This window comes from Streptomyces sp. NRRL F-5122 (assembly GCF_001507435.1).
GTDB lineage: Bacteria > Actinomycetota > Actinomycetes > Streptomycetales > Streptomycetaceae > Streptomyces > Streptomyces lannensis.
This window is the reverse complement of record NZ_LMWH01000243.1, coordinates 251051-264444: the sequence shown is the minus strand read 5'-3', so window position 1 is coordinate 264444 and position 13394 is coordinate 251051. Positions and strand designations below refer to the sequence as shown.

Genomic DNA, 13394 nt, shown 5'->3' with positions numbered 1-13394 from the left:
ACGGAGGTGCAGGATCCGGCAGGCCGGGCTACGACCGGCACGCTGCGTCCGGTTCGGTGTGTCGTGGACGACGGATGGCCCGGAGGTGCCCCGGACACCGCGCGGGGCGCGAGGGACGCACCATCGGCCCACCCCCGGGCAGGCCGCCTCACGGCGGCGGCTGAACCGCCGTCAGCCGGGTCTCGCCGCCGTGGGCCGGCAGGCCCCGGCGGGGCCGGTCCGCGTCGGGAGGCGGGCGAGTCGGGCGGACGGCGCATCGGCACGGAGGCGGAGCCCTCCGGCTTCGCCTCCGTGCCGATGCAGGCGCGGTGCGTCAGCGGCGGCGCAGGCGCTTGTCGGTGATGGGCGGGGTGGGGTCGATGTAGAAGTCGTCGGGGTTGACGTCGACACCGGGCGGCACGATGGCGTCGATGCGGTCGAGGACGTCGCCGTCGAGTTCCACATCGGCGCCTGCGAGGAGATCGTCGAGTTGGTCGGGGCGACGGGGGCCGATCAGCACGGCGGTGACGGCCGGGTGGGCACGTACGAAGGCGACGGCGAGGTGGGCGAGCGGCAGACCGGCCTCGGCCGCCAGGGCACCGAGCTTCTGCACGGCCTCGGCCTTGGCCCGGACGCCGGGCCGGGACAGATCGAACATCTTCGCGCCGAGCCCCGCGTTGCGGTGTCCCGCGGTGGGGTCGGTGCGGCCGGAGAGCCAGCCGGAGTTCAGCGGGCCGAAGGTCAGCACACCCATGCCGTACCGCTGGGCCGTGGGCAGCACACGGCTCTCCACACCCCGGGTGAGGACGGAGTACGGCGACTGCTCGGTACGCAGGCGGTGGTGGCCGCGGCGCTCGGCGGTCCACTGGGCCTCCACGGTCTCCTCGGGGGCGAAGAAGGAACCGCCGACGGCGCGGACCTTCCCGGCGCGGACCAGGTCCGACAGTGCGGCGAGGGTCTCGTCCACATCGGTGCCCGGGTCCGGCCGATGCATCTGGTACAGGTCGATGTGATCGGTGTCCAGACGGCGCAGGCTGTCCTCGATCGCGCGACGGATCCAGCGGGCCGAGCCGCCCCGGTGGTTGGCGTCCTCCCCCATCGGGAGCCCGAACTTGGTGGCCAGCACGACCTCGTCGCGGCGGCCCTTCAGGGCCTTGCCCACGATCACCTCCGACTCCCCGGCGGAGTAGACATCCGCGGTGTCGATCAGATTGACACCCGCATCGAGGGCCGTATGGATCATGCGGATGCTCTCGTCGTGATCGGTGTTGCCCATCGCTCCGAACATCATCGCCCCGAGCGCGTACTCGCTCACCGACATGCCGGTACCGCCGAGAATCCTGCGCTTCATCGCAGATCACCTCCTGGTGTTCGTGGTTGTGTCCGCGTTCGAGCCAAGCACGGCGGACGAGGGAGGTGAGAGGCCTGATCGAACAGGGGGTCCAGCAGTGCCCCCTTCGCCGATCCGTATCGGGACCGCCGCATCTACCCTGGTCGCATGGGTCGTGAGCCGAATGTGGCGTTGCGTGAGTTCCTGCGCTCACGTCGCGCGAAGATCACCCCCGAGGAGGCCGGGCTGCCGCCGCATCCCGGTACACGGCGAGTGCCCGGCCTGCGGCGCGAGGAGGTCGCCCAGCTCGCCGGCGTCAGCATGGACTACTACATCCGTCTCGAACGCGGGCACCAGGCGGGCGTCTCGGAAGCGGTCCTGGAGGCACTCGCCCGCGCCCTTCGACTCAGCGACGTGGAACGCGCCCACCTGTTCCGGATCGCACGGCCCACCCCTGCCCGGTACCGCCCGTCGGCGCCGCAGCGGGTCCGCCCGGGCCTGCGGCTGCTGCTCGACACGCTCACCGAGGTTCCGGTCCTGGTGCTGGGGCGGCGCCTGGACGTGCTGGCCGCCAACCACCTCGCCCGGGCCCTCTACACCGACTTCGACGCGCTGCCCCCGCGCCACCGCAACATGGCCTGGCTCCTCTTCCTCGACGAACGGGTGCGCGCGCTGCACACGGACTGGGAGGAAGGCGCCCGCGGCACGGTCGCCTCTTTGCGCCTGTACGCAGGGCGCCACCCCGACGACCCCGCCCTGGACGAACTCGTCGAGGAACTCTCCCTGCGCGATCCGGACTTCCGCCGCTGGTGGGCCGACCACGACGTCCTCCAGCGCAGCCACGGCGTCAAGCGCTACCACCACGCCCTCGTCGGCGACCTCGTCCTCGGCTACGAGGCCTTCACCGCCACAGACGACCCCGAACAGACCCTCGGCATCTACACCGCCGAGCCCGGCTCCCCCTCCGAGGAGCGCATGAGGCTCCTCGCGGGCCGGAGCGCCCCTTCACACCCTCCGGGCCACCCCCTGCTTCCGCCGCGCGGCTGAGCGGCACCCGGCGGTGGCGGTGGCGGCGGCGGTGAGGCCATGGGGCGCCTGGCGGCACGGAGGGCGCCGACGTACCCTCATATCCGGAACGGGTTCCGGTTGCAGGTGGCGGCAGGAAGGACATCGGCAGTGACCGACCACGAGGGGGACGCGGCACGGCACCGCCGGCCCCTGCGCGCCGACGCGCAGCGCAACGAGGACAAACTGCTGGAAGCAGCGGCCACCGCCTTCGCCCGTGACGGAGCGGGCGCCTCGGTCAAGGACATCGCCCGCGCGGCCGGCGTCGGTGTCGGCACCCTCTACCGCCGCTTCCCCTCCAAGGAACTGCTCATCGAGGCCGTCTACCGGCAGGAAGTGCAACGCCTGTGCGAGGCTGCGCCGCATCTGACGGCCACGCTGCCGCCCGGGGACGCGCTGCGGACCTGGATGGAACACTTCATCGACTTCATGACCGCCAAGCAGGGCATGGCCGACGCACTGGCCGTGGTGCTGACCGACGACAACGAGAAGCTGCACACCCGAGCCCTGCTCGCCGACGCCATCGCCCACCTCCTCGACCCCGGGCCCGGCACCTCGGTGACCCGGCCCGGTGTCGACGCACAGGACGTACTGATGGCGCTCGGCGGAATCAGCCTCATGGCCGCCGGCGAGCAGCAACGCGACCTGGCCACCAGACTCATCGACCTGCTCCTGCACGGTGTCGTGACCGGATGACACGAACAGCGAGCCATGCCGTGCCCGGGTCGATCGTCGAACGCCGGCCGCCGTTCCACCTCGAAGCCGGCAGCCGGGTGCGGACCCCGGACGTCACCGAGGCGGTCGAGGCGGTCGTCGCCCGGCTGCGTTCGGGCGGGACGCCGGAGCACACGACCGCGATCGTGGACGCATGAGGGAACCCGGAGTGCCGCAACCACCGCCCAGCCGTGAGGACGTGGCTGCTCGGTGGCAGGCGCTGGTCCCGGGTGAGGTGACCCGTGAGGCCGTACATTCATGGGCGGCTCCATGGGTGGAGGACGAGGAGGAGTGCGACCTCGCTCCTTTGGTCCTCACGGCCCTGCAGCACCTGCATGGTTTCGACCTCTGCCGGGATCCGAATCGTCCGGAAGTCGTCCGGCACGGCACATCGGGCGAGGGCGAGTGGGTTCATTCGCTCGACGACATCGCCGGTGGACTGGCCCGTTGGCGGTCGAGATGCGATCTGCACGACGCGGACAAGGTCGACCGGACGGCTCCTGGAACCGTTTCGGCAGGTCCGGTGGGGCCAAGGCGGCGACGCCGGAACTCCCGTACAAGGGAGGGGTTCCCCGAAGGGCGGGGGCCGGACGTTCCCGTGGATCCGGCAGAGTGAACCGCCGACCGGTCGTCACTCCAGGTCAGCACGCGAGTACGCGGTGGTGCCCGGAACCGGACTCGAACCGGTACGCCCGCGAGGGGCAGCGAGGTTTAAGCTCGCCGTGTCTGCATTCCACCATCCGGGCAGGCCATGAGCGCCGCATCGAGCGTTCCGAGCCTATCGGGGGCGCATCCCCCGAACAGCGGGCGGGCGACGCGATGTTGTCTTATTTTATTGATGTCTGAGGGTGCATCAGCACTCGGTACGGGCCATCCGCACTTGCCAATAGCCTCGCGGGCCGCCGGGGCCGGTGCATGGGGAATGACGGAATTTCACCGTCCCGATGGATGGCAGTGGAACGGGCCCCGCAGCACATGAGCAACCGCTTTCCCCCGGGCGCCTTCTCGGGGGAGCCCGTCATACCCAGGTATGACGGGACACGGGCCGGTCCGACTCGAGACTGCCCCGGGAACCGGAACAGCGGGTGACTACACGCCGCCGATCGGCCGCGACGATGGAACACGTCTTCATCACCGTCGCCGTCCCGACAGGAGCACCCTCCCGTGACCAGCACTCCCCTCGTCGACCGGACCACCACCGTGGCCGCCCGCGCCACGGATCTGTCGAAGGTCTACGGACAGGGCGAGACCCAGGTGGTCGCCCTCGACCGGGTCACCGTCGACTTCCAGCAGGCGCAGTTCACGGCGATCATGGGGCCCTCGGGCTCGGGCAAGTCGACGCTGATGCACTGCGTCGCCGGGCTCGACTCCTTCTCCTCCGGTTCCGTCCGTATCGGCGACGTCGAACTCGGCTCCCTCAAGGACAAGCAGCTCACCAAGTTGCGCCGGGACCGGATCGGCTTCATCTTCCAGGCGTTCAACCTGCTGCCCACGCTGACCGCCCTGGAGAACATCACGCTGCCCATGGACATCGCGGGCCGCAAGCCCGACAAGGCCTGGCTGGACACCGTGATCCAGATGGTCGGGCTGTCGGGGCGGCTGAGCCACCGGCCCTCGCAGCTGTCGGGCGGTCAGCAGCAGCGCGTCGCGGTGGCGCGCGCACTCGCGTCCAGGCCGGAGATCATCTTCGGCGACGAGCCCACCGGAAACCTCGACTCGCGCTCCGGTGCGGAGGTTCTGGGCTTCCTGCGCAACTCCGTACGGGAGTTGGGGCAGACGGTGGTGATGGTCACCCACGACCCGGTTGCGGCGGCGTACGCGGACCGGGTGATCTTCCTGGCGGACGGGCGGATCGTGGACGAACTGCACGAGCCGAGCTCGGAGGCGGTGCTGGACCGGATGAAGCGGTTCGACGCCAAGGGCCGCACGAGCTGACGCCGGGCGCAGATCCCCTCGGGGCCCGCCCCCGCCCGCCCCCTCGGGGCCACCCATCCACCGCATCCCCAGCCCTGGACAGACAAATGTTCCGTACCGCCCTGCGCAACGTGCTCGCGCACAAGGCCAGGCTGCTCATGACCGTGCTCGCCGTGATGCTCGGCGTGGCCTTCGTGTCGGGCACCCTGGTGTTCACCAACACCATCTCGGAGGCCTACCAGAAGAGTTCCGCCAAGGGCCTCGACCAAGTCGACGTGGCGATCCGGCCGGAGGGCCGGGCGTCCCACGGCGACACGATCGCCAAGCAACCCCGGCTGACACCGGAGCTCCTGGACAAGGCCGCCAAGGCACCGGGCGCCGGCACGGCCATCGGGGTCGTCAGCGGCTTCACCGCCATCGCCGACAAGGACGGCAAGCTCATCGGCGGTGACTTCCAGTCCCAGGGCGGGAACTACTGGGGGACCGAGGACCCCCGGTATCCGATCGTTGACGGACACGCGCCGCAGGGGCAGGACGAGGTCCTCGTCGACTCCGAGACCGCGAAGCGCGCCGGGTACAAGGTCGGCGACACGGTGCGGCTCTCCATCGACGGCCCCGTGCTGACGCCGAAGGTCGCCGGCGTCTTCACCACCGACGACGGCAACGTGGCCGCGGGCGGCAGCCTCGCCCTCTTCGACACGGCCACCGCCCAGCGCCTGTTCCACAAGGACGGCTCGTACGACGAGATCGATGTGAAGGCCGCCTCCGGGACGAGCCAGATCGCGCTGCGCAACGCCCTCGACGAGACCCTGCCGAAGGATGTCGCCTCCACCACCACCGGCAAGCAACTCGCCGACGACCAGGCGCAGCAGATCGCCGCGGCGACGCGCGACTTGCGCACGGGCCTGCTGGTCTTCGCGGGCATCGCGCTGTTCGTCGGCACCTTCATCATCGCCAACACCTTCACCATGCTGGTCGCTCAGCGCACCAAGGAACTGGCCCTGCTGCGCGCGGTCGGCGCGTCCCGCCGTCAGGTCACCCGGTCCGTGCTCATCGAGGCGTTCGTGGTCGGCGCGGTCGCGGCCGTCACCGGTCTGGTGGCCGGCATCGGCATCGGCGCCGGACTGCGCACCCTGGTGAGCCGGTTCGGCGGCACGATCCCGGACGGTCCGCTCATCGTCAGCCCGGGCACCGTCGCCACGGCCTTCGCCGTGGGCATCCTGATCACGATGCTCGCCGCCTGGCTGCCCGGCCGGCGCGCCGCGAAGATCCCGCCGGTCGCCGCCATGGGCAGCCTGCACGCGAAGGCCACCGCCAAGTCCCTGCTCCTTCGGAACACGATCGGCGCCCTGCTGGCCTCGGCCGGCGTCGCCGTCATCCTCTACAGCACCACGCTGAACGCCTCGGACGCCCAGGGCCCGATGGGGCTCGGCGCGGCGATCCTCGTCATCGGCGTCTTCGTACTCACCCCGCTGCTGTCCCGCCCGCTGATCGCGGCCGCGGCCCCTCTGCTGCGTGTCTTCGGGGTCGCGGGGAAGCTGGCCCGGCAGAACTCGGTGCGCAACCCGCGGCGCACCGCCGCCACCGCCTCGGCCCTGATGATCGGCCTGACCCTGATCACCGCTCTGACGGTGATGGCGGGAAGCCTGCAGACCGCGATCGACAAGATGGCGTCCTCCGCCCTCAAGGCGGACTACGCGGTGACGATGGCGAACGGCAACGATCTCTCGCCCGACGTGGAGAAGAGGCTGAAGTCGGCCGACGGTGTCATCGCGACCAGCCCGCTGCGCAACGCGCCCTCGCGCATCAACGGCGAGACCGAGTTCCTGACCGGCGTCGACGGCGCCACCATCGGCAAGCTGACCGCGCTGGCGGTCGACGCCGGCACCTTCGAGGTCGGCGGCACCCGGGTCGTCGTCGACCACGACACCGCCACGTCCCACCACTGGACGGCCGGTTCCCGGTTCACGGTGTCGTACGAGGACGGCAAGAAGCAGCAGTTGACGGTCGCCGGTGTCTACCGGAGCACCGAGATGATGCGCGGCATCATGCTGGACACCGCGACGCTCGCTCCGCACCAGACCGAGCCGTCCGACATGCAGGTCCTGGTCAAGACGTCCGGCGGGGCCACCGCCTCGGCCAAGGACGCGCTGGTGAAGGCGCTCGGCGACAACCCGGCCATCAGGATCATGGACAAGAAGGACATCTCCAACAGGATCGGCCAGATGTTCACGCTGATGCTGAACATGCTCTACGGCCTGCTGGCCATGGCCGTGATCGTCGCCGTGCTCGGCGTCATCAACACCCTCGCCATGTCGGTCTTCGAGCGCTCGCAGGAGATCGGCATGCTCCGTGCGATCGGACTCGACCGCAGGGGCATCAAGCGGATGGTCCGGCTGGAATCCCTTGTGATCTCGCTCTTCGGCGGTGTGCTCGGTGTCGGCCTGGGGGTGTTCTTCGGCTGGGCCGCCGGTGAACTGCTCGGCACGAAGCTGGCGACCTACGAGCTGATCCTGCCCTGGGGACGCATGGCCGTCTTCCTCCTCCTGGCGGCGACGGTGGGTGTGCTGGCCTCCCTGTGGCCGGCCCGCCGCGCGGCCCGTCTGAACATGCTCACGGCGATCAAGTCGGAGTGACGGCCTACCGAAAGGGCCCCGTTCCGCAGTCGGAACGGGGCCCTTTCGCCGTGCCTGGGAAGGTCACCCGCCCCAGGTACGGGCGCGCAGGGGCATGCCCGACGCGCCCGACTCGGGCGACCGCACCGCCAATACCTGGTTGACGCCGATGCGGTTGTGTTCGAAGGACAGCGCGGAGGCGGCCATGTAGAGGCGCCAGACGCGGGCCCGCCCCGGGCTGGTGAGGCGCTGCGCCCGCACCCACTCGGCCTCGAGGTTCGCGACCCAGCGGCGCAGGGTCAGAGCGTAGTGCTCGCGCAGGCTCTCCACGTCGCGGACCTCGAACCCGGCGCGCTCCAACTGAGTCACCGTGCTGCCGATGGGCGCGAGCTCGCCGTCGGGGAAGACATAGGCGTCGATGAACGCGTCGACCGAGTAGGCGGACTCGTCCTTCTGGGGCCGCCGCGCGATCTGGTGGTTGAGCAGCCGCCCGCCCGGCTTGAGCAGGGCGTACAGATCCCGGGCATACCCCAGATAGCGCTCGGCGCCCACGTGCTCGGCCATGCCGATGGAGGAGATCGCGTCGTACGGGCCGTCGGTGACGTCGCGGTAGTCCTGCACCCGGATCTCCACGCGATCGGTCAGGCCCTCCTCGGCGACCCGCTTGCGGGCGAACACGGCCTGCTCCTGGGAGAGGGTGATGCCGACGACGCTCACGCCGTGCTCGCGAGCGGCGTGCACGGCCATGGAGCCCCAGCCGCAGCCGACGTCGAGGAGCCGCTGACCGGGCTTCAGGTCCAGCTTGCGGCAGACCAGTTCCAGCTTGTCGCGCTGGGCGTCCTCGAGGGTGGAACCGGGACCCGCCCAGTAGGCGCAGGAGTACACCATCGACGGGCCGAGGACGATCTCGTAGAAGTCGTTGCCGACGTCGTAGTGGTGGCTGATGGCGCGTCGGTCGCTGCGCCGGGTGTGGAGGTGGCTGCGGACCCTGCGGACCTCCTCGGGAGGCGGCGGAGGCGGCGGGAAGGGCCCGGCCAGCCTCGCGAGCCCGCGTACCGCGGCGCGGACCTGCGGGTCGCGGGCGGCCTGGCTGAGGGAGCGGGCGTCTTCGCCGCGCTCCCAGATGAGCCCTGCGAGGAGGTCGAGGGCGGTGTACAGATCACCGTCGATCCCCAGATCCCCGGAGACCCAGGCGCGGACGAGGCCCAACTCGCCCGGTTTCCACAGCAGACGGCGCAGGGCACGGCGATTGCGCACGACGAGGGCGGGAGCGCCCGGCGGCCCGGACTCCGAACCGTCCCAGGCGCGGATGCGCACAGGGAGCGGGGCTCCCAGCAGTTGTTCGACGAGGCTCTTCAGCCGCGGCGCGGCGTCGGCCATGGTGCACACCTCCCATAGGGGCGTCCCCTTGCTCGAACACAGTCGATAGCTCGGGGAGAGCGATCCCGGAATGCTCTACACCACGTAAACACCTGTAGGGCCGCCCCGCAGTCCCCCGTTGGCGTTACAGCTGGGCAAAAAGCCTGCGTGCACGCCGAAAGGGGCCGCCCGCACCACGGATGGCGGGCGGCCCCTTTCGGGTGTTGCCGGGGGACCCGAGGTCAGGAGGCCTTGGCCTTCTCCTCGGTCTTGGCCGCGGCGGCGACGGGCGCCGGCTTGGCGGCCTCGTAGAACTCCTCGCGCGGCGACTCGATCGCGCCGAGGGAGACGACCTCGCGCTTGAGGAACATGCCCAGCGTCCAGTCGGCGAAGATCCGGATCTTCCGGTTCCAGGTCGGCATCGCCATGCCGTGGTAACCGCGGTGCATGTACCAGGCGAGACGGCCCTTGAGCTTGATCTTCATCTTGCCCATGACGATCATCGCGACGCCCTTGTGGAGGCCGAGGCCCGCCACCGCGCCCTTGTTCGCGTGGCTGTACTCCTTCTGCGGGAAGCCCCGCATACCGGAGACCACGTTGTCGCCGAGCACCTTGGCCTGCCGCAGCGCGTGCTGTGCGTTCGGGGGGCACCAGGCGTTCTCGTTGCCCGCCTTGCGGCCGACGAGGTCGGGCACCTGCGCGTTGTCGCCGGCGGCCCAGATGTAGTCCGTGCCCTGCACCTGGAGCGTTGCGGCGGTGTCGACGTGACCGCGCGGACCGAGCGGCAGCCCGAAGCGGGCGAGCGCCGGGTTCGGCTTGACGCCGGCCGTCCACACGATGGTGTTGGAGTCGACCTCGAGGCCGTTCTTCAGCACCACGTGGCCGTCGACGCAGGACTCCATCGAGGTGGAGAGGTAGATCTCCACACCGCGGCCCTCGAGGTGCTCCTTGCCGTACTGGCCGAGCTTGGGGCCGACCTCGGGGAGGATCTTGTCGGCGGCGTCGACGAGGATGAAGCGCATGTCCTCGCGGGACACGTTCCTGTAGTACTTGGCCGCGTCCCGGGCCATGTCCTCGACCTCACCGATGGTCTCCGCACCGGCGAAGCCACCGCCGATGAAGACGAAGGTGAGCGCCCTGCGGCGGATCTCCTCGTCGGTCGTGGAGTCGGCCTTGTCGAGCTGCTCGAGGACGTGGTTGCGCAGGCCGATGGACTCCTCGATGCCCTTCATACCGATGCCCTGCTCGGCGAGGCCGGGGATCGGGAAGGTGCGGGAGACCGCGCCGAGCGCGATCACGAGGTAGTCGAAAGGCAGCTCGTACGCCTCGCCGACCAGCGGGGCGATCGAGGCGACCTTGCGGTCCTGGTCGATGGTGGTGACCCGGCCGGTGAGGACCTCCGCCTTCGGAAGCACGCGTCGCAGCGGGACGACGACATGCCGGGGGGAGATGCTGCCGGCGGCGGCTTCGGGGAGGAAGGGCTGGTAGGTCATGTACGAGCGCGGGTCGACGACCGTGACGGTCGCCTCGCCGTAGCGCATCTTCTTGAGAATGCGACGAGCTGCGTACAGGCCTACGTACCCACCGCCTACTACGAGGATCCTGGGACGCTCCGTGGTGCTCATGGCATCGAGTATCCACCCGCCCCAGGGGGGTCGCTCGTGCGCCCCTTCACAAGCTTGGGTGGGGTGTCTGCTACACTGCGCCGCTCGCGTGACGGAGGTCATTCCGTCACGACATCATCCCCTCGCGGGGTGAACGGCCGTCAAGGCCACGTGAGCTGCCACGCAAGGCTTTCGGGGCGCCGAACGACGACTCCGCACCCTCGCCGGCGAACCCTCCCGGAACGATCGCCGGAGCACCCCCGGCGACGCCTCACACCCCGCGGACGGCCGAGTGGACCCCCGCCGTCGCCCGGCCGGTGCGATTTCCTTGTGAAGAACTTCACGAAGTTTTCCGTGCGCCCTCCGACAGAGGGACACCAGGGCCCCGCCGACTACGCTCATACGTTAACCGACCCGCTCAGGGGAGGCTACCGACGGGTAGGAAATTCCCCTGCCCGAGACCTCTGATCGCCCGTCAGAACCCGTGCACGCGCCGGGCGATGAGACACGTCTACGCGATGGACCAGGCGATGCCGTCGAGGATGTCGTGCTCGCTGACCACGACTTCGGCCGCCCCGATCCGCTCCATGATCGCGAGCAGGACGAGGGCGCCCGCGCCGATCACATCGACCCGGCCCGGATGCATGGAGGGGATCGCCGCGCGCTCGGCGTGCGTGGACCTCAGCAGCCGTTCGGTGATCTCCCGGACACGGTCCCGGGAGATCCGGGAGTGGTGGATCCTCTCGGAGTCGTACTCCGGGAGGCCCTGGTCGATCGCGGACACGGTGGTGACCGAGCCGGCGAGCCCGACGAGGGTGTGCGCCTCGTGCAGCGGAACCGTCTTCTCCACCAGGTCCAGTGAGGCCTCGATGTCGTGTCGTATGGCCGCGATCCGCTCCGGGGACGGCGGATCGGAGACGACTCCCTCGTGCACGAGATGACGCTCGGTCATACGGACGCAGCCGATGTCGACGGACCGCGCCGCCCGCACATGCTCCTCGCCCACCACGAACTCCGTGGAACCGCCGCCGATGTCCACGACCAGGAAGGGCTTCGCCAGGTCCGCGCGGCCCACCAGCTCCTTGGTCGCGCCCGTGAAGGAGAACTCCGCCTCCTGCTCGCCGGAGATGACCTCGGGCTCGACACCGAGGATCTCCAGCACCCCGCGGACGAAGACGTCCCGGTTCTCGGCGTCACGCGAGGCGGAAGTGGCGACGAACCGGATCCGCTCGGCGCCGTGCTCCTTGATGATCCCGGCGTACTCCCGGCAGGCGGCGAACGTGCGCTCGAGGGCCTCGGGGGCGAGCCGCCCGGTCCGGTCCACGCCCTGGCCGAGCCGGACGATGGTCATCCGCCGGTCCAGTTCGACGAGTTCGCCGGTGGCCGGGTCGGCGTCCGCGACCAGGAGCCGGATGGAGTTCGTACCGCAGTCGACGGCGGCGACGCGCGTCATGAGCCCTCCTCCTCGGAATCGGTGCGCGCGGCGGCGGACCGGCCGGTGCCGGACGGGTCCGCCTGCGCCTCCTCACCGTACGGCGGCTGCGCGGGTGTCACGCACGACCCCTTGCGCCACCACTCCGGCAGCATCGCGATCGCCTCGTCGCCCAGCGGGTTGACCCCGGGGCCGGCGACCAGGGAGTGCGCGACGAGCACGTGCAGGCACTTCACCCGGTCCGGCATGCCGCCCGCGCTCGGGAAGCCCGCCAGCACCTCGATGGCGTCGCGGCGGGCGATGTAGTCCTCGTGCGCGGCGCGGTAGGCGGCGGCCAGCGCGGGGTCGGTCGCCAGACGCTCCGTCATCTCCTTCATGACGCCGCCCGCCTCCAGCGTGCCGATCGCGGACGCGGCACGCGGGCAGGTCAGGTAGTACGTCGTGGGGAACGGCGTGCCGTCCGGGAGCCGGGGCGCCGTCTCCACGACGTCCGGCTGCCCGCACGGGCAGCGGTGCGCGATCGCACGCAGCCCGCGTGGGGGGCGCCCGAGCTGCTGCTCGATGGCCGCGACGTCCGCGTCCGTGGGCTCGGTGCGCGGGGTGGGCGGCAGATCGAACAACGTCTGCGCGCTGCGCTGCCCCTCAGGGGCGGCGGACGGGCGGCGGGCGGGAGTTTCCATGGCTGTCTTTCAGGCTGTCTTTCTCGTCGGTGCGCTGATCCGTCGGATCGGTGATGCGTCCGGTCATCGGGTCGTCCGGCTCGCAGCGCCTCTGCGTGTGCGACGGGGGCGCCGTGCACGGCCGCCCCGCCGGGGCGGCGGGCCGGTTCACCGGCCGGACTTGTCGGACCTGTCGACCCCGTCCCAGATGTTGTCGTACCAGGGGCGCGCGGCACTCGTGAGGTCCGCACGCGACTGCCTGGCCGCGTCCGGGTCGATCACGATGTAACCGGTCTCCCCCGGCAGCACATAGTGCAGCCGCAGCCGGATCTGCTGCTGCGCGTACGCGTCGTCCTGCCAGCGCGCCTTCAGGTCGCGCAGCTGCTCGACGCGCTCGCGGGCCTGCGCCTGCTGCCGCTCCAGGTCCGCGATCTCGGCCCGCTGGGAGACGTACTGCCTTATCGGGTACGCCAGTGCCACGATCAGCGAGCACAGGACGAGCGCGAGCAGCGCGGCACGGCCGGTCAGCCGGGAGCGGCGGGCCTGCCGCCTGGTCTGGGAGCGGTAGACCCTGGCCGCGGTCTGCTCCCCCAGCAGCCGCAGCCTGGTCGCGGTGGAGAACCGGTCACGGTCCTTCACGGCCATGTCCCCGCCTCCCCTTCCACACGTACGTACGTCCCCGCACACGGTACGGGACCGAGTACGGGGACGTACGGACGACTG

At 70.6% G+C, this 13394-nt stretch carries 11 protein-coding genes and 1 tRNA gene; 5 read left to right on the top strand and 7 right to left on the bottom strand.

Going from position 1 to position 13394, the window contains the following annotated elements:
• Positions 1-313: 313 nt before the first annotated feature.
• The gene (locus ADL25_RS28740; RefSeq protein ID WP_059130744.1) at positions 314-1330 is read right to left on the bottom strand and encodes an aldo/keto reductase; all 1017 of its coding nucleotides are present in this window, start codon (positions 1328-1330) and stop codon (positions 314-316) included.
• Between the two features lie 147 nt (positions 1331-1477).
• Here ADL25_RS28740 and ADL25_RS28735 point away from each other — a divergent pair, with 147 nt between their 5' ends.
• The 3 genes from ADL25_RS28735 to ADL25_RS49200 all read left to right on the top strand — a co-directional run bounded on the left by ADL25_RS28735 (position 1478) and on the right by ADL25_RS49200 (position 3246).
• Positions 1478-2356, top strand: a complete 879-nt coding sequence (locus ADL25_RS28735; RefSeq protein WP_059130743.1) for a helix-turn-helix transcriptional regulator — start codon at positions 1478-1480, stop codon at positions 2354-2356.
• A gap of 129 nt (positions 2357-2485) precedes the next feature.
• Complete coding sequence (locus ADL25_RS28730) at positions 2486-3070, top strand: TetR/AcrR family transcriptional regulator (RefSeq protein WP_059130742.1); 585 nt, start codon at positions 2486-2488, stop codon at positions 3068-3070.
• Positions 3067-3246: a hypothetical protein gene (locus tag ADL25_RS49200; protein ID WP_147317925.1), complete on the top strand. Its 180-nt coding sequence runs from the start codon at positions 3067-3069 to the stop codon at positions 3244-3246. The genes ADL25_RS28730 and ADL25_RS49200 overlap by 4 nt, the downstream gene beginning before the upstream one ends.
• 502 nt (positions 3247-3748) lie before the next feature.
• Here the strand turns inward: ADL25_RS49200 and ADL25_RS28725 are convergent.
• A tRNA-Leu gene (locus ADL25_RS28725) sits at positions 3749-3834 on the bottom strand.
• A gap of 418 nt (positions 3835-4252) precedes the next feature.
• On the opposite strand from ADL25_RS28725, the gene ADL25_RS28720 reads away from it, so the two are divergent.
• Positions 4253-5023 (top strand): ABC transporter ATP-binding protein, encoded by a 771-nt coding sequence (locus ADL25_RS28720; RefSeq protein WP_059130741.1) that lies wholly within the window; start codon positions 4253-4255, stop codon positions 5021-5023.
• Between the two features lie 86 nt (positions 5024-5109).
• Positions 5110-7638, top strand: a complete 2529-nt coding sequence (locus ADL25_RS28715; protein WP_059130740.1) for an ABC transporter permease — start codon at positions 5110-5112, stop codon at positions 7636-7638.
• 63 nt (positions 7639-7701) lie between these two features.
• On the opposite strand, the gene ADL25_RS28710 is transcribed toward ADL25_RS28715, so the two are convergent.
• From ADL25_RS28710 to ADL25_RS28690, 5 genes are all read right to left on the bottom strand, one after another.
• Positions 7702-8997, bottom strand: a complete 1296-nt coding sequence (locus ADL25_RS28710) for an SAM-dependent methyltransferase (protein WP_059130739.1) — start codon at positions 8995-8997, stop codon at positions 7702-7704.
• Between the two features lie 221 nt (positions 8998-9218).
• The gene (locus tag ADL25_RS28705) at positions 9219-10601 is read right to left on the bottom strand and encodes an NAD(P)/FAD-dependent oxidoreductase (RefSeq protein ID WP_079050625.1); all 1383 of its coding nucleotides are present in this window, start codon (positions 10599-10601) and stop codon (positions 9219-9221) included.
• 490 nt (positions 10602-11091) lie between these two features.
• A complete protein-coding gene (locus tag ADL25_RS28700) occupies positions 11092-12033 on the bottom strand; it encodes a Ppx/GppA phosphatase family protein (protein WP_059130737.1) in 942 nt (313 codons plus the stop codon).
• Positions 12030-12692, bottom strand: a complete 663-nt coding sequence (locus ADL25_RS28695) for a DUF501 domain-containing protein (RefSeq protein WP_234381071.1) — start codon at positions 12690-12692, stop codon at positions 12030-12032. The genes ADL25_RS28700 and ADL25_RS28695 overlap by 4 nt, the downstream gene beginning before the upstream one ends.
• Before the next feature lie 147 nt (positions 12693-12839).
• The gene (locus ADL25_RS28690; RefSeq protein WP_059130736.1) at positions 12840-13316 is read right to left on the bottom strand and encodes an FtsB family cell division protein; all 477 of its coding nucleotides are present in this window, start codon (positions 13314-13316) and stop codon (positions 12840-12842) included.
• Between the last annotated feature and the right edge of the window lie 78 nt (positions 13317-13394).

What these genes read in the sequence shown, in the direction of transcription:
- ADL25_RS28695 (WP_234381071.1), bottom strand. Translation starts at nt 12,692, where the DNA reads ATGGAAACTCCCGCCCGCCGCCCGTCCGCCGCCCCTGAGGGGCAGCGC.
- ADL25_RS28740 (WP_059130744.1), bottom strand. Translation starts at nt 1,330, where the DNA reads ATGAAGCGCAGGATTCTCGGCGGTACCGGCATGTCGGTGAGCGAGTAC.
- ADL25_RS28735 (WP_059130743.1), top strand. Translation starts at nt 1,478, where the DNA reads ATGGGTCGTGAGCCGAATGTGGCGTTGCGTGAGTTCCTGCGCTCACGT.
- ADL25_RS49200 (WP_147317925.1), top strand. Translation starts at nt 3,067, where the DNA reads ATGACACGAACAGCGAGCCATGCCGTGCCCGGGTCGATCGTCGAACGC.
- ADL25_RS28710 (WP_059130739.1), bottom strand. Translation starts at nt 8,997, where the DNA reads ATGGCCGACGCCGCGCCGCGGCTGAAGAGCCTCGTCGAACAACTGCTG.
- ADL25_RS28700 (WP_059130737.1), bottom strand. Translation starts at nt 12,033, where the DNA reads ATGACGCGCGTCGCCGCCGTCGACTGCGGTACGAACTCCATCCGGCTC.
- ADL25_RS28715 (WP_059130740.1), top strand. Translation starts at nt 5,110, where the DNA reads ATGTTCCGTACCGCCCTGCGCAACGTGCTCGCGCACAAGGCCAGGCTG.
- ADL25_RS28705 (WP_079050625.1), bottom strand. Translation starts at nt 10,601, where the DNA reads ATGAGCACCACGGAGCGTCCCAGGATCCTCGTAGTAGGCGGTGGGTAC.
- ADL25_RS28690 (WP_059130736.1), bottom strand. Translation starts at nt 13,316, where the DNA reads ATGGCCGTGAAGGACCGTGACCGGTTCTCCACCGCGACCAGGCTGCGG.